Source organism: Microbacterium sp. LjRoot45, from assembly GCF_964253325.1.
Lineage (GTDB): Bacteria > Actinomycetota > Actinomycetes > Actinomycetales > Microbacteriaceae > Microbacterium.
In genome coordinates, this window is sequence record NZ_CAXUQM020000001.1 from 1,838,355 (window position 1) to 1,861,157 (window position 22,803).

At 69.4% G+C, this 22,803-nt stretch carries 19 protein-coding genes and 2 riboswitches; of the genes, 8 read left to right on the forward strand and 11 right to left on the reverse strand.

Going from position 1 to position 22,803, the window contains the following annotated elements:
- Window positions 1-36 precede the first annotated feature (36 nt).
- Together ACSQ18_RS08745 and ACSQ18_RS08750 are read right to left on the reverse strand one after the other, a co-directional pair.
- Complete coding sequence (locus tag ACSQ18_RS08745; protein ID WP_436036795.1) at window positions 37-351, reverse strand: AzlD domain-containing protein; 315 nt, start codon at window positions 349-351, stop codon at window positions 37-39.
- Entirely contained in the window at window positions 348-1,031 is a 684-nt protein-coding gene (locus ACSQ18_RS08750) for an AzlC family ABC transporter permease (protein ID WP_436036796.1), read from the reverse strand. The genes ACSQ18_RS08745 and ACSQ18_RS08750 overlap by 4 nt, the downstream gene beginning before the upstream one ends.
- Before the next feature lie 112 nt (window positions 1,032-1,143).
- On the opposite strand from ACSQ18_RS08750, the gene ACSQ18_RS08755 reads away from it, so the two are divergent.
- Together ACSQ18_RS08755 and ACSQ18_RS08760 are read left to right on the forward strand one after the other, a co-directional pair.
- Window positions 1,144-1,692, forward strand: a complete 549-nt coding sequence (locus tag ACSQ18_RS08755; RefSeq protein ID WP_436036797.1) for a helix-turn-helix domain-containing protein — start codon at window positions 1,144-1,146, stop codon at window positions 1,690-1,692.
- A 17-nt stretch (window positions 1,693-1,709) separates the two neighbouring features.
- On the forward strand, window positions 1,710-2,051 hold the full coding sequence (locus tag ACSQ18_RS08760) for a DUF2200 domain-containing protein (protein ID WP_436036799.1): 342 nt from the start codon (window positions 1,710-1,712) through the stop codon (window positions 2,049-2,051).
- A 14-nt stretch (window positions 2,052-2,065) separates the two neighbouring features.
- Here ACSQ18_RS08760 and typA read toward each other — a convergent pair whose 3' ends face one another.
- Window positions 2,066-3,976 carry a translational GTPase TypA gene (gene typA / locus ACSQ18_RS08765; RefSeq protein WP_436036801.1) on the reverse strand — a complete coding sequence of 637 codons (1,911 nt, stop codon included), beginning with the start codon at window positions 3,974-3,976 and terminating at the stop codon, window positions 2,066-2,068.
- An 89-nt stretch (window positions 3,977-4,065) separates the two neighbouring features.
- Complete coding sequence (locus ACSQ18_RS08770) at window positions 4,066-5,835, reverse strand: ABC transporter ATP-binding protein (RefSeq protein WP_436036803.1); 1,770 nt, start codon at window positions 5,833-5,835, stop codon at window positions 4,066-4,068.
- A 29-nt stretch (window positions 5,836-5,864) separates the two neighbouring features.
- Here ACSQ18_RS08770 and ACSQ18_RS08775 point away from each other — a divergent pair, with 29 nt between their 5' ends.
- Window positions 5,865-6,470 (forward strand): PH domain-containing protein, encoded by a 606-nt coding sequence (locus ACSQ18_RS08775; protein WP_436036805.1) that lies wholly within the window; start codon window positions 5,865-5,867, stop codon window positions 6,468-6,470.
- On the opposite strand, the gene ACSQ18_RS08780 is transcribed toward ACSQ18_RS08775, so the two are convergent.
- From ACSQ18_RS08780 to ACSQ18_RS08790, 3 genes are all read right to left on the reverse strand, one after another.
- Window positions 6,461-7,639 (reverse strand): ABC transporter permease, encoded by a 1,179-nt coding sequence (locus ACSQ18_RS08780; RefSeq protein ID WP_436036807.1) that lies wholly within the window; start codon window positions 7,637-7,639, stop codon window positions 6,461-6,463. The two genes, ACSQ18_RS08775 and ACSQ18_RS08780, sit on opposite strands and share 10 nt — an antisense overlap.
- A 1-nt stretch (window position 7,640) precedes the next feature.
- Window positions 7,641-9,176, reverse strand: a complete 1,536-nt coding sequence (locus tag ACSQ18_RS08785; RefSeq protein ID WP_436036809.1) for an ABC transporter permease — start codon at window positions 9,174-9,176, stop codon at window positions 7,641-7,643.
- Between the two features lie 218 nt (window positions 9,177-9,394).
- Complete coding sequence (locus ACSQ18_RS08790; protein ID WP_436036811.1) at window positions 9,395-11,266, reverse strand: ABC transporter family substrate-binding protein; 1,872 nt, start codon at window positions 11,264-11,266, stop codon at window positions 9,395-9,397.
- Window positions 11,267-11,422: 156 nt separating this feature from the next.
- Between ACSQ18_RS08790 and ACSQ18_RS08795 the strand changes: the two genes are divergently transcribed.
- Window positions 11,423-12,208 carry a CPBP family intramembrane glutamic endopeptidase gene (locus ACSQ18_RS08795; RefSeq protein ID WP_436036813.1) on the forward strand — a complete coding sequence of 262 codons (786 nt, stop codon included), beginning with the start codon at window positions 11,423-11,425 and terminating at the stop codon, window positions 12,206-12,208.
- A 13-nt stretch (window positions 12,209-12,221) separates the two neighbouring features.
- On the opposite strand, the gene gcvP is transcribed toward ACSQ18_RS08795, so the two are convergent.
- From gcvP to ACSQ18_RS08815, 4 genes are all read right to left on the reverse strand, one after another.
- Entirely contained in the window at window positions 12,222-15,032 is a 2,811-nt protein-coding gene (gcvP, locus tag ACSQ18_RS08800) for an aminomethyl-transferring glycine dehydrogenase (RefSeq protein ID WP_436038410.1), read from the reverse strand.
- Between the two features lie 53 nt (window positions 15,033-15,085).
- Window positions 15,086-15,466: a glycine cleavage system protein GcvH gene (gcvH, locus tag ACSQ18_RS08805; RefSeq protein ID WP_436036814.1), complete on the reverse strand. Its 381-nt coding sequence runs from the start codon at window positions 15,464-15,466 to the stop codon at window positions 15,086-15,088.
- A complete protein-coding gene (gene gcvT / locus ACSQ18_RS08810) occupies window positions 15,463-16,602 on the reverse strand; it encodes a glycine cleavage system aminomethyltransferase GcvT (protein WP_436038411.1) in 1,140 nt (379 codons plus the stop codon). The genes gcvH and gcvT overlap by 4 nt, the downstream gene beginning before the upstream one ends.
- Window positions 16,603-16,654: 52 nt before the next feature.
- Window positions 16,655-16,755, reverse strand: a riboswitch (glycine riboswitch).
- A 1-nt stretch (window position 16,756) separates the two neighbouring features.
- Window positions 16,757-16,852: riboswitch (glycine riboswitch) on the reverse strand.
- A gap of 55 nt (window positions 16,853-16,907) precedes the next feature.
- Window positions 16,908-18,092 (reverse strand): MarP family serine protease, encoded by a 1,185-nt coding sequence (locus ACSQ18_RS08815; RefSeq protein WP_436036815.1) that lies wholly within the window; start codon window positions 18,090-18,092, stop codon window positions 16,908-16,910.
- A gap of 119 nt (window positions 18,093-18,211) precedes the next feature.
- On the opposite strand from ACSQ18_RS08815, the gene ACSQ18_RS08820 reads away from it, so the two are divergent.
- From ACSQ18_RS08820 to nadC, 4 genes are read left to right on the forward strand one after another with little or no spacing between them, the layout of a single operon-like run.
- Window positions 18,212-18,916 (forward strand): NUDIX hydrolase, encoded by a 705-nt coding sequence (locus tag ACSQ18_RS08820; RefSeq protein ID WP_436036816.1) that lies wholly within the window; start codon window positions 18,212-18,214, stop codon window positions 18,914-18,916.
- A gap of 3 nt (window positions 18,917-18,919) precedes the next feature.
- Entirely contained in the window at window positions 18,920-20,239 is a 1,320-nt protein-coding gene (nadA, locus tag ACSQ18_RS08825; RefSeq protein WP_436036818.1) for a quinolinate synthase NadA, read from the forward strand.
- Complete coding sequence (gene nadB, locus ACSQ18_RS08830) at window positions 20,236-21,900, forward strand: L-aspartate oxidase (RefSeq protein ID WP_436036820.1); 1,665 nt, start codon at window positions 20,236-20,238, stop codon at window positions 21,898-21,900. Before nadA ends, nadB begins: the two co-directional genes overlap by 4 nt.
- Entirely contained in the window at window positions 21,900-22,802 is a 903-nt protein-coding gene (gene nadC / locus ACSQ18_RS08835; RefSeq protein WP_436036821.1) for a carboxylating nicotinate-nucleotide diphosphorylase, read from the forward strand. Before nadB ends, nadC begins: the two co-directional genes overlap by 1 nt.
- The last annotated feature ends 1 nt before the right edge of the window (window position 22,803 follow it).

Below are 22,803 nucleotides of genomic sequence, written 5' to 3' on the forward strand. Positions count from 1 at the left end.
CGGTGGAGGCCGCAGCGCAGAGCGAACGCCGAGAGGTCACGCGGCGATACCCGCCAGCCGCAGCAGCGCGGCAACGGCGGCCGCGGCGACCACGACGACGAGGAAGGGCGCGCGGATCAGGAGGAGTCCCGCCGCCACGAGCAGTGCCGGGACGCGGGCATCGACGACCACATTCTGGCCGGCCCCCAGCGTCTGAACGGCGACGAGGGCCGCCAACAGCGCGACGGTCAGGAGGTCAGTGATGCGCGATGGCGTCGGCGCATCGAACCATCGCGGCGGGATCAGGTAGCCGAGCCCCTTGAGCCCCACGCACACGATCGAGGCGATGAGCACGGCGTTCCAAAGGTTCACGAGGCCTCCTCCAACGTGCGAGCGCCGAACCAGTTCGTCCAGCCGACGACGACGGCGACGAGCGCCGCGACGAGCACGGGAATGCCGGGCATCAGCGTGGGAGTGAGCACGGTCGCGACCACTGCCGCGCCCGCGCCGACGGCGATCGCCTGGCGACGACGCAGTCGGGGCCACAGCAGCGCGAGGAAGGCGGCAGCCGCCGCGGCATCCAGTCCATATGCTCTCGGATCCCCGAGCACGTCGCCCAGGAGCGCACCGGCCAGCGTCGTGATGTTCCAGCCGATCCAGATGCCGACGCCCGTGACCCAGAAGCCCACTCGTCGGGCGCGTGGCGTCGCCTGGGCCAGCCCGACCGCCGTCGACTCGTCGATCGTGAAGTGGGCCGCCGCCGCACGCCGCCACCCGCCGGCACCGATCATCGGCGAGACGCGCAGCCCGTACGCGACGTTGCGCGCGCCGAGGAGGCCCGCAGAGGCGATGGCCGCCGGCGCGGCGGCGATACCGCCGGCGCCGATGACCCCCACGAAGGCGAACTGCGATCCACCCGTGAACATGAGGAGGCTCAGCACGCAGGTCTGCCACACATCGAGCCCGGATGCCACGGAGAGCGCCCCGAACGACACGCCGTAGGCACTCGTCGCGAGCGTCACCCCGACGCCGTCGCGCCAGGCGCGGCGCATGTCCCGGTCATCGGAATCGGCAGCTGGCTGATTCGATGAACGCATGGTCGAAATGATGAACGATGTCGCGCGCGTTCGTCAAATCGGCCGCACGTTTGAAACAATGAACCACATGGATGCACTCGGACCGCGAATCGCCGTCGCCCTGCGCCGCGAGCGCGAACGCGCGGGACTGGGCGCGTCGGAGCTCGCACGCCGGGCCGGGGTCTCCAAGGCGACCGTGTCGCAGCTCGAGTCAGGGAGCGGCAATCCGAGCGTCGAGACGCTGTGGGCCATCGCGACCGCGCTGGATGTGCCGTTCTCCGTCTTCGTGGAGGACCGCCGCGAAGGCCCGCAGCTCATCCGCGCCACCGACCGCAGCGGCATCCGCTCCGCCGAGTCGCCGTACGAAGCGCTGCTGCTCGCGGCCGGCGCGCCGCAGGCGCGGAGCGATCTCTACCTCCTGCGTGCTGAGCCGGGCGAGCCCCGACGTTCGCTCCCCCACCTGGCGGGCACGGTCGAACACGTCGTCCTCGTCACCGGGCGTGCAATCGTCGGTCCGTTGGACGAACCGTACGAGCTGACGCCGGGCGACTACCTCCGCTACGCCGGCGACGCGCCGCACGTGTTCGAGGCCCTCGAACCCGACACCGCCGCGGTGCTCGTGTCAGAGGTGCGCTGACGCGATAGCCTGCCGGCATGAGCCGGATCGCGCGCATGCCGTTCTCGTCGGTCTACCCGCTGTACGTACAGAAAGCGGAGCGCAAAGGGCGCTCGCAAGCCGAGGTCGACACCGTCATCACGTGGCTCACCGGCTACGAGGCCGAAGAACTACGGCGACACCTGGATGCCGGGACGACCTTCGAGGACTTCTTCGCGGGGGCCGAGCTCCATGAGAATGCCTCGCTGATCACGGGTGTCATCTGCGGCATCCGTGTCGAGGAGATCGAGGACCCCTTCCTGCGCAGGGTCCGCTACCTCGACAAGCTCGTCGACGAACTGGCCCGCGGCAAAGCGATGGAGAAGATCCTCCGCTCCTGACGACGCGGAAGCCGTCAGCCGTTGGCGTCCTGGCGCTTCAGGCGAGCAGTCGCGCGGCCTCGCTCGGTCGCGTCGAGCACGACCTTGCGGATGCGAACCTTCTCCGGCGTGACCTCGACGCATTCGTCGTCGCGGGCGAATTCCAGCGACTCCTCCAGCGACAGGGTGCGCGGCGGCGTCATCGACTCGAACGAGTCCGAGGTGGAAGAGCGCATGTTGGTGAGCTTCTTCTCCTTGGTGATGTTCACGTCCATGTCGTCGGCGCGCGAGTTCTCACCGATCACCATGCCCTCGTAGACCTCTTCCGTGGGCTGCACGAAGAACGACATCCGCTCCTGGAGCGCGATGATCGCGAAGGGCGTCACGACACCCGAGCGGTCGGCGACGATCGAACCGTTCTGACGCGTCGTGATGTGCCCCGCCCAGGGCTCGTAGCCGTGCGAGATCGCGTTGGCGATGCCCGTGCCGCGCGTGGTGGTCAGGAACTCGGTGCGGAAGCCGATCAGGCCGCGCGACGGCACGACGAACTCCATGCGCACCCATCCGGTGCCGTGGTTGGTCATCGTCTCCATGCGGCCCTTGCGGGACGCGAGCAGCTGTGTGATGGCGCCGAGGTACTCTTCGGGCGCGTCGATCGTGAGGTGCTCGAACGGCTCGTACGTCTTGCCGTCGACCTTCTTCGTGACGACCTGCGGCTTGCCGACGGTCAGCTCGAAGCCTTCGCGGCGCATGTTCTCGACGAGGATCGCGAGGGCCAGCTCACCGCGGCCCTGCACCTCCCACGCGTCGGGGCGCCCGATGTCGACGACTTTCAGCGACACGTTGCCGATGAGCTCGCGGTCGAGGCGGTCCTTCACCATGCGCGCTGTCAGCTTGTGGCCCTTCACCTTGCCCATGAGAGGCGACGTGTTCGTGCCGATGGTCATCGAGATGGCGGGGTCGTCGACCGTGATCGCCGGGAGCGGGCGCACGTCTTCGGGGTCGGCGATCGTCTCGCCGATCGTGATCTCCTCGATGCCGGCGATCGCGACGATGTCGCCGGGGCCCGCCGACTCGGCCGGGTAGCGCTCCAGCGCGCGCGTCTTGAGCAGCTCGGTGATGCGCGCGTTGCTGTGCGTTCCGTCGTGACGCACCCACGCGACCGTCTGGCCCTTCTTGAGGGTGCCGTTGAAGACGCGGAGCAGCGCGAGGCGGCCGAGGAAGGGGGACGAGTCGAGGTTGGTGACCCAGGCCTGCAGCGGCGCCTCGTCGTCGTAGGACGGCGCGGGAACGTGCTGGAGGATCGCCTCGAAAAGCGGCTCGAGGTCGTCGTTGTCGGGCAGCGAGCCGTTGTCGGGCCGCGTGCGCGACGCGGCGCCGGCGCGACCGGACGCGTAGACGACCGGAACGTCGAGCAGGGCGTCGACGTCGAGGTCGGGCACGTCGTCGACGAGGTCGGATGCCAGGCCCAGCAGCAGGTCGTGGGCCTCCTCCTCGACCTCGACGATGCGCGCGTCGGGACGGTCGGTCTTGTTGACGAGCAGGATGACGGGCAGCTTCGCCTCGAGGGCCTTGCGCAGCACGAAGCGCGTCTGCGGGAGGGGCCCCTCGCTCGCGTCGACGAGCAGCACAACGCCGTCGACCATGGACAGACCGCGCTCGACTTCGCCGCCGAAGTCGGCGTGGCCGGGGGTGTCGATGACGTTGATCGTCACCGGAACGTCGGTGTGGGCGCCGTTGTAGGTGATCGCGGTGTTCTTCGCGAGGATCGTGATGCCCTTCTCACGCTCGAGGTCGTTCGAGTCCATCGCGCGCTCTTCGACGTGCGCGTGCTCGCCGAACGAGCCCGTCTGCCGCAGCATCGCATCGACCAGCGTGGTCTTGCCGTGGTCGACGTGCGCGACGATCGCGACGTTTCGGAGGTCGGGACGAAGGGCGCGCGCCATGGGATTCCTTGAAAGAAGAAGGGGATGCACCCGGAGTCGGGTGCATCCCATTCTACAAGCCGCGGCTGTGAACCGCGTCCGGGGCGGTCTCAGCTGGCCGGACGGTACTTCTCCTGGGTCGCCAGGAGCGCCGCGCGCGCCTCGCGGCGCTGGCGCTGCTCGCCCGGATCCGGCACGGGCACGGCCGCGATGAGTCGCTGCGTGTACGGGTCCTGCGGGTTGCGGAGGATCTGCTCCTTCGAGCCCTGTTCGACGATCTTGCCGTGCTGCATGACCGCGATCCGGTCGGCGAGCAGGTCGACGACGGCGAGGTCGTGCGTCACGAACAGCGTCGCGAACTGCTTCTCCTTCTGGATGTTCTGCAGCAGCTCCAGCACGCGCGCCTGCACCGACACGTCGAGCGCGCTCGTGGGCTCGTCGGCGACGAGCACCTCGGGATCGAGGGCGAGCGCGCGGGCGATGCCGATGCGCTGACGCTGACCACCGGAGAGCTCGTGCGGGTAGCGGTTGCGGAACTCGCGGGGCAGCTCGACCATGTCGAGCAGCTCCTCGACGCGCTTGCCGATCTTGCTGCGTTCCCAGCCGGCAAGCTCGAGGGGCTCACCGATCGAGATGCCGACGGGCCACCGCGGGTTCAGCGAGGAACCGGGATCCTGGAAGACGATGCCGAGCTTGCGGCGCACGGCGCGCAGCTGCTTGGCATCCACTCCCACCATCTCCTGGCCGGCGACACGCAACGCGCCCTCGGAGATCGGGACGAGTCCGACGATCGCGCGGGCGATCGTCGTCTTGCCCGAGCCCGACTCGCCCACCAGTCCCAGCACCTCACCGGGCTGGATCTTGATCGACGCGTTCTCGACGGCCTTGAAGGCGGGGACGCGGCCCCGCTTCGGGTACTCGATCGACACGCCGTCGAGGAAGAGCGCCGCCGTGGCGTCCTCGCTGATGCGGTCGATGTCGGGCGTCGCCTCGCCGAGTCCGAGGTGCGGCACGGATGCCATCAGCGCCTGCGTGTAGGGGTGCTTCGCTCCCCCGAAGATCTGTGCGACCGGTCCGTGCTCGACGACGTCGCCGTCCTTCATCACCATGACGTCGTCGGCCATGTCGGCCACGACGCCCATATCGTGCGTGATGAGGATGATCGCCGAGTCGAGCTTCTGGTGCAGGTTGCGCAGCAGGTCGAGGATCTCCGCCTGCACGGTCACGTCGAGCGCGGTCGTCGGCTCGTCGGCGATGAGCACGCGCGGGTCGAGAGCGATCGCCTGCGCGATCATCGCGCGCTGGCGCTGACCGCCCGACAGCTGGTGCGGGTAGGAGTTGTGCGCCTTGACGGGGTCGGGCATCTCGACCAGGCCGAGAAGCTCGATCGCCCGCGCCTTGGCCTGCTTGCGCGTCATGCCGGGACGGTGCGTCTGCAGCGTCTCGCCGATCTGGAACCCGATCGTGTAGACGGGGTTGAGCGCCGTCATCGGCTCCTGGAAGATCGCCGCGATCCCCTCGCCGCGCACACGACGCAGCTGCTCGGGCGATGTGCCGATGAGCTCGTGGCCCGCCAGCCGCGCGCTGCCGGTGACCCGCGCGTTCTGCGGGAGCAAGCCCATGATCGCCATCGAGCTCGTGCTCTTGCCGGAGCCCGACTCGCCGACGATCGCGAGCACCTTGCCCGGGTGAAGGTCGTACGACACGTGCTTCGCCGCGGCGGCCCACTTCGCGCCGACCCAGAACTCGACGTTCAGGTCGGACACCGACAGGGCGGGCCCGTCGTACTTCTCACCCGGGACGTAGGTGCGCAGCGAGTTGCGCCCGTGGGCGATGGAGCCGGTCGTCGGCGCCGTCTGAGGGTTGTCTTCGGCAGTCATCGCCGTGCCTCCCGTGTCAGGATGGGCAGATGCCCCACCCGGTTGTCTTCCGTCCGCGCGGCGGCGTGATTCTCGCCGTCGTCGCTATCGTCCTGTGCCTCGCGGTGCTCGTCTCGATCGTCGTGACCGACGGCATGCTGGGCCTGCTGGCCTGGGGCTGGCCGGTCATCGCGATCGCGTGGCTCGCCTGGTTGCTGTACATCCGCCCGAGCGTCACGCTCACCGACGGATTCATCGAGGTCGTCAATCCCGTGCGCACGCACCGTGTGCCGTGGGGCGATGTGTTCGACGTCGAGTCGCGCTACGCGCTCACCGTCACCACCCACGACAAGCGCACCGTCCGGGCGTGGGCCGCTCCCGCACCGGGTGCCCGTCAGGCGCTCAGCACCCGTCGCGAAGACGTGCGCCGCGCTCCCGGCGAGGGCGAGACGCACCGACCGTCGGATGCCGAGGGCACCGATTCGGGTGACGCGACCGCGCTCGTGCTCCGTGGGCTGGAGCAGTACCGCCGCAGTGGCGCGCCGCACCTTCCCGGCGGCACCGTGTCGACGTGGGCGATCGTTCCGCTCCTCGTGACCGTCGCGCTGGTCGCGGCGGCCGTCGTGAGTCTGGCGCAAGCGGTCGCTCACGGCTGATCGCCCCGCTCGCGGGCCGCGGCGGCCGGATCGTCGGATGCCACGCCCTCGGGGTCGTCGGCACTCGTCGGACCCTCGACGAAGATCGGAGCCTGAGCCGACGGGATCGCCGCCACGGCGCGGGCCGCCTTGCGCTTGCTGACCTTCGACTGCTGCCGCGGGTCGAACGCATCACGCAGTCCGTCGCCGATGAAGTTGATGCACAGCGCCAGGATGATGATGAACAGACCCGGCCACCAGAACAGCCACGGACGCGTGCGGAAGGCCTCTCGGTACTCCGAGATGATCTGACCCAGCGACACGTCGGGGTACTGGATGCCGAAGCCGATGAACGCGAGAGCGGCTTCGGTCAGCACGGCGGCGCTCATGAGCAGCGTCGTGTTGACGATGATGATGCCGACCGCGTTGGGCAGGATGTGCCGGAAGATCACGCGCCCGTTGGAGGCGCCCGCGACCCGGGCCGCATCGACGAACTCGCGCTCGCGGAGGGCGAGGAACTCGCCGCGCACGAGTCGTGCGAGACCCGTCCAGCTCAGGATGCCGAGGAAGAGCCCGAACACCCAGGCGTTCGCGCCGCCGAGCAGCTTTCCGATGATCGATCCGAGAACGATGATCGGGATGATGATCACGACGTCGGTGAACCGCATGAGGAGGGCGTCGACCCACCCGCGGAAGAATCCCGAGAGAGCACCGATCAGCACGCCGAGCACGAGCGAGACGATGCCGACGATGAACATGACCGTGATGGACTGCTGCGTGCCGCGCATGACCTGCGCGAACACGTCCTTGCCGAGCGTGTCCTGTCCGAAGGGGTGCTCCCCGATCGAGAACGGGAAGAGGTTCAGCGTCGGCAGGCCGCCGTTGACGATGGGGTACGTCGTGAACCAGTCCCGCGGCCACCAGCCGGCGATACGGAATCCGTTGACCCGGAGGGCGCCGTCCGGACCTGCCTCCAGGTTCCCCGTTCCGCCGACGACGGTGCCGACGGACGTGAACGCGAGGAGGATCGTGAGGATCAGCACGACGAGCGCGATCATCGCGCCCTTGTGACGGAAGAACCGCCGGCGGACGAGCTGCCCCTGGCTGAGGCCGGCGAGGGCCTTCTGCTCGAGGGACTGCTCCGAGCCGCGGTCCTGAGGAGCGTCGGTGGGAAGTGGTGTGGTCGACATGTCAGCTCACCCGAATCCGGGGGTCGAGGGCGGAGTACAAGAGGTCCGCGACGAGGTTGAAGACGACGGCGAGAACGCCGGTGACGAGGAAGAATCCCATGACGAGGTTGACGTCACCCCGACGCAGGCCGTCCACGAAGAGCGAGCCCATGCCCTTCCAGGCGAAGATCGTCTCGGTGATGACCGCGCCGCCGATGAGGGCGCCGATGTCGAACGCGATGATCGTCGCGATGGGGATCAGAGCGTTCCGGAGGGCGTGGCGCACGATGACCGTGCGCTCGCTGAGGCCCTTCGCGCGCGCCGTGCGCACGTAGTCCTGGTTCATGACCTCCAGGAGGCTCGATCGCGCGTAGCGGGTGTACGCCGCGATCGAGACGAGCGCGAGCGCGATCGTCGGCAGAAGCAGGTGCGTGAAGCCGTCCATGATCTGGAACCACATGTCGCCCGAGAGGTTCGGGGTCTGCGAACCGATCGTCGCGATCGCGCCGGACTGCGGGATCTTCCGGAGGTAGTCCTCGTAGACGAGCATCGTGCGGTCGATCACCATCGTGAAGACGGTGATGAAGCTCACGATCGCCGCCGTCCGCGCGGCCTCCTTCTTTCCATCGCCACCCACGAGGAGGCCCACGCCGACGCCGACGCCGATCGCGACGACGTAGAGCGCCAGGAGCATCCAGCCCTGCGGGACGAAGAAGAAGAGGTACTGCAGCGGCTGGTAGAGCGCGGCCCACACGGCCACGACGATCAGGGCGGAGTACAGGGTGCGACGGTTCGCGAGGCCCGTCGAGATCGCGGTCACACCGACGGCCGCGGCGAGGCCCGTGATGATGACGCCGACGATGCCGATCGACGGGGAGGCGAACCAGTTCGTGATCTGGAGGAAGGCCAGGAGCAGCGCGGTCGCGGCGAAGGCCGAACCGAAGGTGATGAGACGCTTCCTTGCGCCTCCTCCGAGGATGCTCATGAAGATGAAGCCCACGACCAGGCCCGTGACGAGCATCACGGGTATCGGGATATTAGGATTCGCCAGGAACTGGTTGAACTGGATGGCGCCGAACTCCTTGAGGAGCACCGCGATCCAGAAGATGGGGAGCGAGTACACGATGAATGTGAGGAACGTCACGGTGTAGTCGAAACCGCTGTACTGCCGAAGGGCCGTCAGGATGCCGATCGTGAGACCCACGATGATCGCGATGATCGTCGCGGCGGTGACGAGCTGGATCGTCGAGTTGGCGGCGTTGGCCACGGCCTCGGTGACCGGCTGGTCGCTGCGGCTGAACGCGATGCCGAGGTCGCACTGCCCGATGAGGCACTTCGACGCTCCGCCGAGCCACAGGAAGTAGCGGATGACGACCGGCGTGTTGAGGCTGAGCTTCTCGATCCGCTGAGCGATCTGCTCTTCGCGGTTCGGCGCATTGCTACCGCGCAGATCGCTGAGCGGATCGGACCCGATCGACGTCAGGGTGTAGACGATGAACGAGGCGACGAGCAGAACCAACAGGATGGCGCCGAGCCGACGCAGGATGAAGGTCAGCACGTGCAGCCTCTCAGTGGGGTGGCTGAGGACATGGGTAATTCCATTCGCAACGAGGCGGGTAAGCCTCAAAAGTACTACGCGTCGGTGCGGAGGACACGATCGACGTGCCCGGGCGCCGACACGACTGTGGGTGCCGAGGGGTCACCTCGGCACCCACAGTCATCTGTCAGAGCGGAGGCTCCGGGTGGGCGGGCTTGCCGCCCACCCGGAGCTCGAGATCACTCCGATGCAGCGCCGGCCGGCGCCCACTCCCAGAAGTTCCAGAAGTAGTCGGGGCTCAGCGGCATGATCTTGACACCGGTCACGCGGTCGCTCGAGACGAGCAGGCCGGGGAACTGGTAGATCGGGATGGACGCAGCGTCGGCCCAGATGCCGGCCTCGGCCGTCTTCAGGAGCTCGGTCTGCTGGTCGGCGTCAGACGTCGTGTTGAGCGTCTTGAGCGCCTCGGTCGTGGCGTCGTTGCAGAAACCGTTGTAGTTTCCACCCTTGGCCATCGGGTCGTCGTAGCAGGCGTAGATCTGGTCCGAGCCACCCACGGCGAGCGAGGTCTGCGACCAGGCGAAGATCGTCGCGTCGTGCGGGTTGATGGGCTCCTGCGACGGGTCGGTGAAGACCCAGTTCGGCTCGCTCTCGTCGACGAGCTTGAAGCCCGCCTTCGCGGCCGACGCGGCGATCAGCTCGAACTCCTGGGCACGACGGACGTTGCCCTCGGGGTACCAGAAGCCGACCTCGACCTCACCGGTCACGCCGGCCTCTTCGAGGAGAGCCTTCGCACCGTCGATGTCCACCTCGGCGTAGTCGGCCGAGCCGTTGGACTCCGAGAGGATCGGGTAGCGGACCGTGTCGGACGCGCTCACCAGGTGCGTGTTGCGGACGGTGGCGTCCGGGTTCAGCGGCTTGATGATCTTGTCGACGATCTCCTGGCGCGGGATGGTCTTCAGGAACGCCTGGCGAACCTTGAGCGCCTTGTCCGCGTCTCCGTCGTACGTGGCGGGGTCGAAGGGACCACCGTTGTTGAACGTCAGGTCGACGTGCTCGTGCGAGGCCTGGACACCGGTCTGCACGTTCGCGTTCTCGATGCCGTTGGCGAGCTCGAGGATGTCGGACGTCGGCTGACCGGTCCAGATGTCGAGCTCACCCGACTGGAGGGCCTGCAGCGCCGTGGTCGAGTCGGCGATCGCGCGGATCGTGATCTTCTCGTACTGCGGCGACTCGCCCCACGTGAACAGCGGGTTGGCGACGAGCGTGGTGTACTCGTCTTCCTTCGTGTCCAGCAGGTTGTACTGACCGGCGGTCAGGAACGCAGCGGGGCTGTCGGGCATCTCGGTGTAGACGTACGCGTCGTTCCACGCGGTCGCCAGCGCCGTGAGCACCTCGGTGTCGCCGTCGGTGATGGCCGAGATGACCTTCTCCTTGGCGCCCTCGGCGAACTTCTTCGCCGCGTCGGTGTACTTCGTGAAGTTGTCGTCGGAGTCGTCGGACTTGTAGGTGTCCCACGCCGCCTGGACGTCTGCGTACTCGTCGGGGTACGCGAGGGCGTACGTGCCGTGAGCCGAGACGGTGAGAGGCTGGATGAGCTCCCAGTCCACGTAGGGCTCGTCGTACTGGAGGGTGATCTCCTTCTCACCGGTGACGGGCGTCTTGGTGATCAGCGCGTAGCCGGTGGTGGCGGCCGGAGCCCAGCCACCCTCGACGTTGCCCGAGAGCGCGGCCCATGCCATGAGCATGTCGGCCTCGTCGATCGGCACGCCGTCGGACCAGACAGCGTCGGCCGTGATCTTGTAGTCGACGGTCAGCGGGTCGTCGCTCGTCTTCTCGTACGTACCGAAGTCCGTGTTGCGGACCCACTTCGGCGTGTTGTCGTAGTAGCCCCACGACGACGCCGAGTCGGTGATGTACTTCACGTTCGAGTTGGCGGTGTTGTTGCCCGCGCTGCTGCTCGAGTTGAAGGCCATGAAGCCCTCGTTGTAGGCAACGAAGATCTCGGTGCCTTCCTGAACGTCCGACTGGTACGGGTTGCCGCAGCCGGAGAGCACGAGTGCTCCTACCGCTACAACGCCCACGCCCGCCGCGAGACGTGCGATCTTCACATTTCCTCCTGTGCAAAGGTGATGTGCCCAGCCTGAGAAAGCCCTGGGCACGGATACGACACACCATAAGCACGCGCCCCGGCACCGGACAAACCGACTCGGGGAACCGTTACAGATCCTTTACTGAAATCAACATGCCTGTGACAATCTGACAACGTGACCGACACACGCGCTGAATTTTCGCCCAGTTCTGCTCACTCGTCCGCGCGATTGTGGTGGGAGATCGCGTTGGTGCTCGCGCTGTCGGTCGGGCGCTCTGCGCTGTACTCCGTGCTGTCGCTCCTCCAGGCGCTGACTCGCGAGGAGGCACTCGGCGACCAGACGACCTCGCTCAACCCCGGTGCGAACGCGCAGCAGTTCTGGGACGTGCTGTACCAATTCCTTTCCCAGTTCTTCGCTCTCGTACCCGTCGCCCTCGCGATCTACTTCCTGTGGGAACCCGGGCGCTCCGCGTTCCGCCGGATCGGTCTCGACTTCCGGATGTTCGGGCGCGACGTCGGCGCAGGACTGCTGCTCGTGGCGGTCATCGGCATCCCGGGTCTCGGCCTCTACGCCGCGGGGCGCGCGCTCGGGATCACGGTGCAGGTGGACGCCGCGCCGCTGGACTCCTCGTGGTGGACGATCCCGCTCCTCCTGCTCGCGGCGCTTCGCGCGGGGCTCACGGAGGAGGTCATCTTCCTCGGGTACCTCTTCGACCGCCTGCGCCGCCTCGGCTGGAGCACGTGGACGATCATCCTCTCCACGGCAGCGCTCCGCGGCGCGTACCACGCGTACCAGGGCTTCGGATCGATCGTCGGCAACGTCGCGATGGGCCTCGTGTTCGGGTGGGTCTACCACCGGTGGGGACGCGTCATGCCGCTCGTCATCGCCCACGTCGTGATCGACGTGATCGCGTTCGTCGGATACCCGCTCGCCGCCGCGTGGTGGCCGGACCTGTTCTAGCGCGAAGACTGTTCTAGGCGAAGGCCTCCACGGGCGGGCAGGCGCACACGAGGTTGCGGTCGCCGAAGGCGTTGTCGATACGACGCACCGGCGGCCAGTACTTCGTGCGGACGAGGCTGCGCACCGGGTACACGGCCTCCTCCCGCGTGTAGGAGTGCTCCCACTCCCCCACGACGACGGCCTCCGCGGAGTGCGGCGCGTTCACGAGCGGGTTGTCGGATGCCGGCCAATCACCGGCCTGCACGCGAGCCGCCTCGGCGCGGATGGCGATCATCGCCTCCACGAACCGATCGAGCTCGCCGATGTCCTCCGACTCGGTCGGCTCGACCATGAGGGTGCCCGCGACCGGGAACGACATCGTCGGCGCGTGGAAGCCGTAGTCGATGAGCCGCTTCGCGACGTCGTCGACGGAGATGCCCGTCTCCTCCTTCAGGGGACGCAGATCGAGGATGCACTCGTGGGCGACGAGCCCGCCCTCCCCGGCGTAGAGCACCGGATAGTGATCCTTGAGGCGGTGCGCGACGTAGTTCGCCGCGAGGACCGCGGCCCCCGTAGCCTCCCGCAGGCCCTGGGCGCCCATCATGCGGACGTAGGCCCACGAGATGGGGAGGATGGATGCCGAACCGTACGGCGCCGCCGAGATCGGCCCGCCGTCGAAGACGAACCCGCCGGCGTGCTCGGCACGCTGCGCGAGCGGGTGCGAGGGCAGGAACGGCGCGAGGTGCGCCTTCGCCGCGACCGGACCTACACCCGGACCGCCACCGCCGTGCGGAATGGCGAACGTCTTGTGGAGGTTCAGATGCGACACGTCGCCACCGAGGTCGCCGAACCGGGCGAAGCCCAGGAGCGCATTCAGGTTGGCGCCGTCGACGTACACCTGACCGCCGGCGGCGTGCACGGCATCCGTGATCTCGACCACGTCGTGCTCGTACACGCCGTGCGTCGAGGGGTAGGTGATCATGAGCGCCGCGAGGGCGTCGGCGTGGGCGGCGATCTTGGCGCGCAGGTCGTCGAGGTCGACGTTGCCCGCCTCGTCGCACGCGACGACGACGACCTTCATGCCGGCGAGGACGGCGGAGGCGGCGTTCGTGCCGTGTGCCGACGACGGGATGAGGCAGACGTCGCGGTGGACGTCGCCGTTGGCGTGGTGGTAGCCGCGGATCGCGAGGAGACCGGCGAGCTCGCCCTGCGAACCTGCGTTGGGCTGCAGGGACACCGCGTCGTACCCGGTGACTTCCGCCAGCCACGCCTCGAGCTGGTCGATCAGCACGAGGTACCCGGCGACGTCGTCGGCGGGCGCGAACGGGTGCACGCGGGCGAACTCGGGCCACGACACGGCGGCCATCTCCGTCGCCGCGTTCAGCTTCATCGTGCACGAGCCGAGCGGGATCATGCCCCGATCGAGCGCGTAGTCGCGGTCGGCCAGCTGCTTGAGGTAGCGCATCATCGCCGTCTCGGAGCGGTGCGTGTGGAAGACCGGATGCGTGAGGAACTCGTCCTCCCGCACGAGCGACTCCGGCACCTGCGCACCGAGCCCGCGCGGCACGAAGGCGAACGCGCGGCTCTCCGGTCCGCCGAACACCTGCGCGAGCGCATGCAGCTCGGAGACGGTCGTCGTCTCGTCGACGGAGACGCCCACCGAGTCGGTGTCGCGGAACCACAGCTGCATCCCCCGGGCGCGCGCCGCGGCCACGATCTCCTCCGCCCGGCCGGGCGTGCGGACCACCAGGGTGTCGAAGAAGTGCTCGTGGAGAACTTCGGCCCCGGCCTCGACGATCCAGTCGCGCAGCAGTGCCGCCTGACCCGCGACGGTCGTCGCGATCCGCGACAACCCGTCCGGCCCGTGGTAGACGGCATACATGGATGCCATGACCGCCAGCAGCACCTGCGCGGTGCAGATGTTGCTCGTGGCCTTCTCTCGCCGGATGTGCTGCTCGCGCGTCTGAAGGGACAGGCGATAGGCCGGGTGGCCGACGGCATCCTGCGACACGCCGACGAGGCGCCCCGGAAGCTGTCGCTCAAGGCCCGCGCGTACAGCCATGTACCCGGCGTGGGGCCCGCCGAAGCCCATCGGTACGCCGAAGCGCTGGGTCGTGCCGACCGCGATGTCCGCCCCGAGGGAGCCGGGCGATCGCAGCAGCGTCAGGGCGAGGAGGTCGGCGGCGACGACGACGAGGCCGCCCTGGGCCTGCACCGCACCGATGACCTCGGAGGGGTCCCAGACCCGACCCGACGCGCCGGGGTACTGGACGAACGCCCCGAAGACATCGAGGTCGGACGGCGGCGACACGTCGTAGGCCGTCTCGTGAATCTCGATGCCGAGCGCGGCGGCACGATGCGCGAGGAGGGCCTTGGTCTGCGGGAGCGCATCGGCATCCACGAGGAACACCTGGGAGCGGCTGCGTGAGGCCCGGCGAGCGACGAGCATGCCCTCGACGACGGCGGTCGACTCGTCGAGCATCGACGCATTGGCCGTCTGCAAGCCCGTCAGGTCGGTGACCATCGTCTGGAAGTTGATGAGCGCTTCGAGGCGCCCCTGCGAGATCTCCGGCTGGTACGGCGTGTACGCGGTGTACCACGACGGGTTCTCGAGCACGTTCCGCGCGATGACCGAGGGCGTCAGCGTGTCGTAATAGCCGAGGCCGATGAACGACCGGGCCGTACGGTTCTGCGCCGCGAGGTCGCGCAGTTCGGCGAGGGTCTCCGCCTCGGTCGCCGCGGGCGGGATGACCGATGCGTCGCCGAGCGGCGCGGCGTGGATCGAGGCCGGCACGGCCCGTTCGACGAGCGCGTCGACACTGTCGTACCCGAGGACGCCGAGCATCCGCTCCTGGGCCGACGCGTCGGTGCCGATGTGGCGCTGGGTGAACGGGACGCTCACTCCTCGCCGCCCGTGAGCGCCACGTACGCGGCACGGTCGAGCAGGCCGTCGACGTCGGATGCCGTCACCCGCAGGCGCACGAGCCATCCGGCGAAAGCGTCGGCATTCACGAGCGAGGGATCCGCGACGACATCCTCGTTCACCTCGAGCACCTCGCCCGTCAGGGGCGCGTACAGCTCACCCACCGACTTGGTGGACTCGATCTCGCCGCAGACATCGCCCGCGCTGACGGTCGAGCCGACGGCGGGGAGGTCGACGTAGACGACGTCGCCCAGCTTGTCGGCGGCGTAGTCGGTGATGCCGACGGTGGCGACGTCGCCCTCCAGGGCGATCCACTCGTGCTCGTCGGTGTACTTCAGGCTGTCGAGATCGGTCACTTCGTCCTCCGGTAGAAAGGCAGCGGGCTCACGGTTGCGGGAATGCGGGTGCCGCGGACATCGAGCGCGAGCTCGGTGCCGACGGCGGAAAGAGCGGGGGCGACGAAGGCCAGAGCGATGGGGTGGCCCAGCGTGGGGCTCAGCGCGCCGCTCGTGACCTCCCCCACGACCTCGCCGTCGGGACCGAGCACGGCATAGCCGGCACGACCGGCACGACGCCCTTCGGAGACGAGTCCGACGAGCACGGGCGCCTCGGTCGCGACGACCGACTCCAGCGCCGCCTTGCCGACGAAGTCGTCCTTGTCGACGGCGACGACGCGGCCGAGGCCCGCCTGCGCCGGCACGATGTCGAGGGAGAGCTCGTGTCCGTACAGCGGCATCCCCGCCTCCAGACGCAGCGTGTCCCGCGCGGCGAGGCCGGCGGGAACGAGCCCGAGCGGCGCGCCGGCCGCCGTGAGCGCTTCCCACAGATCGTCGGCGCGATCGTTGCCGACGTACAGCTCGTATCCGTCTTCGCCGGTGTACCCGGTGCGGGCGATGAGCACGGGTGCGCCGTCGAACCGCGCGCGCGTCGCGGCGTAGTACGGCAGCTCCTCCAGAGGCCGCTCCTCCTCGCCGAGACCGTGCGTCGCGCCGAGCACGCTGCGCGCGACCGGGCCTTGCACCGCGATGAGCGCGAACGCGTCGGTGTCGTCGGTGACCGTGACCTCGAAGCCTTCTGCCCGCTCGAAGAGCGCCGCCGACACCGGGCCGCGGTTGCCCGCGTTGGCGACCACGAAGAACTCCTCGTCGCCGAGGCGGTACACGATCAGGTCGTCGACGATACCGCCGGACTCCGCGAGCAGGAGGCTGTACTTCGCCTTCCCGACCGGGAGCGTCGAGAGCCGGCCGGCCAGCGCATGATCGAGGAAGGCTCCTGCGTCCGCGCCGACGACCGTGAACTCGGCCATATGCGAGATGTCGAAGAGGCCGGCCGCCGTGCGGACCGCGTGGTGCTCGGCGAGGTCCGACGTGTAGCGCACCGGCATCGACCATCCGCCGAAGTCGGTGAACGAGGCGCCGAGCGCGCGGTGTCGCGCGGCGAGGGGCGTCTCGCGGGGCACCGCGGATCCGCGGGGAAGGGCAGGATCGGTCATGAGTTCTCCCGTGCTCGGGCAGGCGGATGCCGGGGACCCGGCATCCGTGAACTCCCCCTCTGTCATTGGCCTGAGAGTTTCACCCGCGGCGCCGAGGCGCTCGGCGGGTTTTCACCGTCGGCACGCCCCGTCGAGGGACGTTTTCCAGAGCGGCCGGACGCGAGCGGTACGCGGACCTGAGAGATTGGCGGGGAGGCTTGCTCCTTCGGTGCCCGGACGTCGCCGCCCGGAGCTCTCCCGCACACGTCATGCGGCCTGTCTTCAGTTGCAGGGCCAGCATAGCGCGGCCCGCGGCGGGCTTCGGTTCAGGCGGCGCATCGACCCGACGAGACGGTGGCGTCGTCGGCGCCCACCGCGTCGAGCACGGGACGCAGCTCACGGGTGGTCATGGCGTAACCGCGGCCTTCGCCGTCGGCGCCCCGGGCGAAGACGACGCCGATGACGCGCCCGTCCTCGTCGAGGAGCGGACCGCCGGAGTTGCCTGGCCGCACGTCAGCGTCGAGGGCGTACACGTCGCGCAGGTGGGTCGACGACTCGTAGATGTCCGGCACGGGAACCTCTCCTACCGAGACGACGGCGGCGGTCGAACTCGTGAACGGACCGCCGAGCGGATAGCCCTGGACCGCGGCCTGCGTGCCCGGATCGACCGGGTCGGCGATCACAAGCGGCGCACCGTCCAGCCCGTCGACCGCGATCACCGCGAGGTCGTCTTCGGGGTCGAGGTACACGATCCTGCCCTCGCGGACCCGGCCGCCCGGGAGCTCCACGACCGGCGCATCGACTCCCGCCACCACGTGCGCATTCGTCACGACGAGGTCTTCCCCGGCGACGAACCCGGACCCCGTCATCGACACGCCGCACGAGTACGCGGTGCCGCTGATGCGTGCGACGGATGCCGATGCCGCCTGGAGCTCGGGATCGTCCAGCTCGACCGGAGGGCCTGTGGGCGTGACGACGGTGCCGATCACGGTGCCCAGGCGCGGCAGCGTGTCGGTCACGACGAAGCCGCGCACCTGGGCGAGGGCGTCGTCGAGCGGAGCCGGTGTGAGGCGGTCGAGCGCCAGCAGGACCTGTGAGGACGCGACGGCGGAGGACACGACGGGAGTGCCGGATGCCGTCACGCCGGCGGCGACCATGAGGAGCACGAGCGCGGTCGCCGCGGTGCTGACCAGCCCACCCAGGAGGCGTTCCACCCATCGCAGTCGCGTGCGGTCGACGCCGCTGCGCACCCACGCCCCGATCGCGGTGCCGAGCGCCGTCACGGCCAGCAGGATGCCGATCGCAACGGCGGCGAGCGCGACGCTCCGCCAGAGCCCGACGGGGATGACGGAGGAGATCGCGGGGGTGACCACCGGCACGAGCCACAGCGCGAGGAAGGCGCCGGCGACCATGCCGACGATGGTGCCGAGACTCGCGAAGAATCCGCGCGCGATGCCGGTGATGAAGGCGCCCAGCAGCGCGACGACGGCGATGATGTCGACGATCGGCATGACGACCTCCCGACGGGCCACGCTACCTGGTGCGGCTGCGGCATCCCTGATTGCCCGGCCCGCGCGGTTTGCCCTTCGGGTCAGGGCGACTATAAGATGCAGGTGAGGTTATGGTCATCATGACAAGAACACGCACCCCCGGCGACGCGCTCCGCGTCGCCGTCTCGACGGTGATCTTCAGTCTCCGCCGGGGCGTCGACGGCGAGCGCCCGCGCGTCGTCCTTCCCCTCGTCCGACGCACCCGCGATCCGTACGAGGGATTGTGGGCGCTTCCGGGCGGGTGGCTCGACGAAGACGAGAACCTCGAGGAGGCCGCGTCGCGCACGCTGGCCGAGACGACGACCCTGGCGCCGAGCTACCTGGAGCAGCTCTACGCCTTCGGCGATGTCGACCGCTCACCCAGCCGCGTGGTCTCCATCGTGTACTGGGCCCTCGTCCGCGAAGACGTCTCCCTCGGCTCGGAGCAACACAACGTCGCCTGGTTCGACACGGAGAATCTGCCGGCGCTCGCCTTCGACCACGCCCACATCATCGACTACGCCCTGTGGCGGCTGCGCAACAAGGTGGGCTACAGCCGCATCGCCCACGGCCTCCTCCCCGAGGCCTTCACGCTCGCCGAACTGCGCGAGGTGTACGAAGCGATCCTCGGACGCCGGCTCGACCCCGCGAACTTCCGACGCCAGGTCGAGAACTCCGACACCCTCATCCCGACCGACGAGTTCCGCACCGGCAGTCACCGGCCCGCGCGGCTCTACCACTACAACCACGAGGTGGAGCTCGCCGATCGCGGCCCGCTCCCCCAGCGCCGAACAGCGAAGGACTGACGTATGGCTGCCACGCTTCTCACGATCCCCGTCCGCCCCACCGGCATCGATCCCAGCGTCGATCACGAGATCCAGGCGATCGTGTCGGGTGAGCTGGCGGCGGAGACCTGCAACACTGATCTCGCCGCCGCCCCCTGGACCTTCGACAGCCGGCCGGGCTACGGTCCCGGCTCGTCGATGGGCGACGTCATCCCCACCGGCGCGCCGCGGCAGGGGGAGTTGCCCGAGGAGTACCGGACGGCATCCGAGTCGGAGCTGGCGGACCGCATCCGCGCCGCCAAGGCGACACTCGGGGATCGTGTCGTGGTGCTCGGGCACTTCTACCAGCGGGAAGAGGTCGTGACGCACGCGGACTACGTCGGCGACTCGTTCCAGCTCGCCAATGCGGCACTGGCCCACCCCGACGCCGAGGCGATCGTGTTCTGCGGCGTCCACTTCATGGCCGAGACCGCCGATCTCCTGTCACGCCCGGAGCAGTCGGTGATCCTCCCGAACCTCGCGGCAGGGTGCTCGATGGCCGACATGGCCGACATCGACCAGGTCGAGGAGTGCTGGGAGCAGCTCGCGGAGGTCTACGGCGATCTCGACACCCCGGATGCCGAGGGCCTCCTCCCCGTGATCCCGGTCACGTACATGAACTCCTCCGCTGCCATCAAGGGCTTCGTCGGACGCCACCAGGGCATCGTCTGCACGTCCTCGAACGCCCGCACCGTACTGGAGTGGGCCTTCGCGCGCGGCCGTCGCGTGCTGTTCTTCCCCGACCAGCACCTGGGGCGCAACACCGCCAAGGCCATGGGGGTGCCCCTGGAGCAGATGCCGATGTGGAACCCGCGCCGACCCCTCGGCGGCTCGACCGAGGACGAGCTCCGCGACGCCCGGGTCGTGCTGTGGCACGGGTTCTGCTCCGTCCACCGTCGCTTCACCGTGGCGCAGATCGAGCAGGCACGGGCCGACTACCCCGGGGTGCGTGTGATCGTCCACCCCGAGTGCCCCATGGACGTCGTCGATGCAGCCGACGAGGCCGGGTCGACCGACCTCATCCGCAAAGCCATCCAGGGCGCGACCGAACCGACGACGTTCGCGATCGGCACGGAGATCAACCTCGTCCAGCGGCTCGCCGCCGAGAACCCGCAGCACGAGATCTTCTGCCTCGATCCGGTCGTCTGCCCCTGCTCCACCATGTACCGCATCCACCCGGGCTACCTCGCGTGGGTGCTCGAAGGGCTCGTCGCGGGCGAGGTGCGCAACCGCATCACGGTCTCCCCCGACGTCGCCGAGCCCGCCCGGGTCGCGCTCGAGCGCATGCTGGCGGCACGCCCGTGACCGAGGACCGGGTCCACGTCGTCATCGTCGGCTCCGGCATCGCCGGCCTCACCGCCGCGCGACACGCGATCGAGGACGGATGCCGCGTCACCCTCGTCACGAAGTCCGCCCTCCCCGAATCCAACACGCGGTACGCGCAGGGCGGCATCGCGGGGGTGATGTTCGACGAGGACGACGTCGCCGACCACGCGCGCGACACCCTCACGGCCGGTGCGGGGCTGTCCGACCCGGATGCCGTCGACGTCCTCGTCGGCGAGGGTCCCGACCGCATCCGCGACCTGATCGACCTCGGGGTCGCGTTCGACCGCGACGAGAGCGGTAATCTCCGCCGCGGACTGGAAGCGGCGCACTCCTTCCCCCGCGTCCTGCATGCCGGTGGCGACGCGACCGGGGCTGCGATCGAGGAGGCGCTCGTGCGGCAGCTCCGCCGCACGGACGCCGTCGTCCTTGAACACACGCTCCTGCTCGAGCTCGTGGTCCGCGGCGGCGTCGTGTGCGGTGTCGACATCCTGCGCGGCGACTCCGCGAGCGGGGAGCGCACGCGGTTGTCGGCCGATGCCGTCGTCCTCGCGACCGGCGGCGCCGGCCAGCTGTTCGCCCATACGACCAATCCCACGGTCGCGACCGGCGACGGCATCGCTGCGGCACTGCGCGCCGGTGCCGACGTGCGCGACCTGGAGTTCTTCCAGTTCCATCCGACGGTGCTGCCGGCAGACGGGGAGCACGCCTCCTTCCTGGTGTCCGAGGCCGTGCGGGGCGAGGGGGCCGTGCTGCGGGATGCCGCAGGCCACCGGTTCATGCCCGGTGTGCACCCGGACGGCGAACTCGCACCGCGCGATGTCGTCGCACGCGCGATCGCCGTGCAGATGGCGCGGGACGGTGGCCGGCCGGTGCTGTTGGATGCAACCGGGCTCGGCGCGCCGAACACCGCCGCCTTCCTCACCGACCGCTTCCCCACGATCGACCGCACGGTCCGCGAGCGCGGGCTGGACTGGTCCCGCCGGTCGATCCCGGTCACCCCCGCCGCGCACTATCTGATGGGCGGGGTCACCACCGACCTTTCCGGTCGATCGACCCTCCCGAGGCTGTACGCCGCCGGCGAGACCGCGCGCACCGGTGCCCACGGCGCCAACCGCCTCGCGTCGAACTCGCTGCTGGAGGGGGCGGTCTTCGGCGCCCGGGTGGGAGCGACGATTCGGGCCGACGTCGGCCGTGGCGATTGGCCCGTGCGGCCCACGGCATCCGCGCCTTCGCTTCCGGACGTCGCCGCCGAGCCTGCGGCACCGCCGTTCAGCCGCCGCGCCCTCCAAGACCTTCTGTGGACGCATGCGGGGCTCGTGCGCGACGGGGACGGCCTCACGGCGGCGGCCTCCGTGCTGTCCGCGTGGAGCGCGGCGAGCAGGCCGGCGGTGACCGCCTCCGAGATCGAGGATGCGAACCTGCTGCTGGTGGCCCGTCACCTCGTGGCGGCCGCCCTGGCCCGTCGGGACTCCGTCGGCGCGCATTACCGCTTGGATGCCGTTGGGTCGGATGCCGTCGGGGTGACTGCCGCTTCACCGGCGTCTCACGCGTCGCACACCATCGACCACCGCGTCGCTTTCCCCTCCGGCACCTCCGCTCGTCGCGGTGCCGCCGACGGTTCCCGGAAGGTCCCCGCCTGATGCTCTCCTCCGCTCACATCGACCGTGTCGTCTCGGCCGCTCTCGAGGAGGACGCGCCCTGGGGCGATCTCACGAGCGAATACCTGCTCCCCGCGTCGGCGGTGGCGACGGCGGATCTCGTCGCGCGCGAAGCGGGTGTCTTCAGCGGCGGCGACGTGTTCGCGGCCGCCTTCCGCCTCACCGACCCCCGCATCGAGGTCGCCGTCCTCGCGTCGGACGGCGAGGCCTTCGCTGCGGGTGCGCGGTTGGCGACGGTCTCGGGCCCCGCGCGCGGGGTGCTCACGGCGGAGCGGATCGGTCTGAACTTCGTCCAGCGCATGACCGGCATCGCCACGCTGACGTCCCGCTACGTCGCCGAGGTCGCGCACACCGGCGCGCGGATCGCCGACACCCGGAAGACGACCCCGGGGCTGCGGGCGTTCGAGCGGCACGCGGTGCGCAGCGGCGGCGGCCACAATCATCGGTTCTCCCTGTCGGACGCCGTCATGGCCAAGGACAACCATCTCGCCGTGCTCACGGCCGGACAGACCTCGGGGATGCCGGTCACCGACGCTCTTCGTGCCGCGATCGCGCGCCTGCCGCACACGACGCACGTCGAGGTCGAGGTCGACCGGCTGGACCAGATCGACGCGGTCCTGGCTGCGGGGGTGGGCACCATCATGCTCGACAACTTCTCGCTCGACGACCTCCGCGCCGGCGTCGCGCGGATCGCCGGCGCGGCGACGGTCGAAGCCTCCGGCGGCGTGAACCTGACGACCGTGCGGGCGATCGCGGAGACCGGGGTGGACGTCATCTCGGTGGGCGCCCTGACCCACTCGGCGCCCGCACTCGATCTCGGACTCGATGTCCGCATCACGCACGACGCCGCTCCCGCGGGCGACGCGCCCACGGCGGGTCGCTGAC

Bases quoted from the DNA above. Each gene is read 5' to 3' on its own strand.
- ACSQ18_RS08750 (WP_436036796.1), bottom strand. From the start codon at position 1,031: ATGCGCCGCGCCTGGCGCGACGGCGTCGGGGTGACGCTCGCGACGAGT.
- ACSQ18_RS08755 (WP_436036797.1), top strand. From the start codon at position 1,144: ATGGATGCACTCGGACCGCGAATCGCCGTCGCCCTGCGCCGCGAGCGC.
- ACSQ18_RS08760 (WP_436036799.1), top strand. From the start codon at position 1,710: ATGAGCCGGATCGCGCGCATGCCGTTCTCGTCGGTCTACCCGCTGTAC.
- typA (WP_436036801.1), bottom strand. From the start codon at position 3,976: ATGGCGCGCGCCCTTCGTCCCGACCTCCGAAACGTCGCGATCGTCGCG.
- ACSQ18_RS08770 (WP_436036803.1), bottom strand. From the start codon at position 5,835: ATGACTGCCGAAGACAACCCTCAGACGGCGCCGACGACCGGCTCCATC.
- ACSQ18_RS08775 (WP_436036805.1), top strand. From the start codon at position 5,865: ATGCCCCACCCGGTTGTCTTCCGTCCGCGCGGCGGCGTGATTCTCGCC.
- ACSQ18_RS08780 (WP_436036807.1), bottom strand. From the start codon at position 7,639: ATGTCGACCACACCACTTCCCACCGACGCTCCTCAGGACCGCGGCTCG.
- gcvP (WP_436038410.1), bottom strand. From the start codon at position 15,032: ATGCTCGGCGTCCTCGGGTACGACAGTGTCGACGCGCTCGTCGAACGG.
- gcvT (WP_436038411.1), bottom strand. From the start codon at position 16,602: ATGACCGATCCTGCCCTTCCCCGCGGATCCGCGGTGCCCCGCGAGACG.
- ACSQ18_RS08815 (WP_436036815.1), bottom strand. From the start codon at position 18,092: ATGCCGATCGTCGACATCATCGCCGTCGTCGCGCTGCTGGGCGCCTTC.
- ACSQ18_RS08820 (WP_436036816.1), top strand. From the start codon at position 18,212: ATGACAAGAACACGCACCCCCGGCGACGCGCTCCGCGTCGCCGTCTCG.
- nadA (WP_436036818.1), top strand. From the start codon at position 18,920: ATGGCTGCCACGCTTCTCACGATCCCCGTCCGCCCCACCGGCATCGAT.
- nadC (WP_436036821.1), top strand. From the start codon at position 21,900: ATGCTCTCCTCCGCTCACATCGACCGTGTCGTCTCGGCCGCTCTCGAG.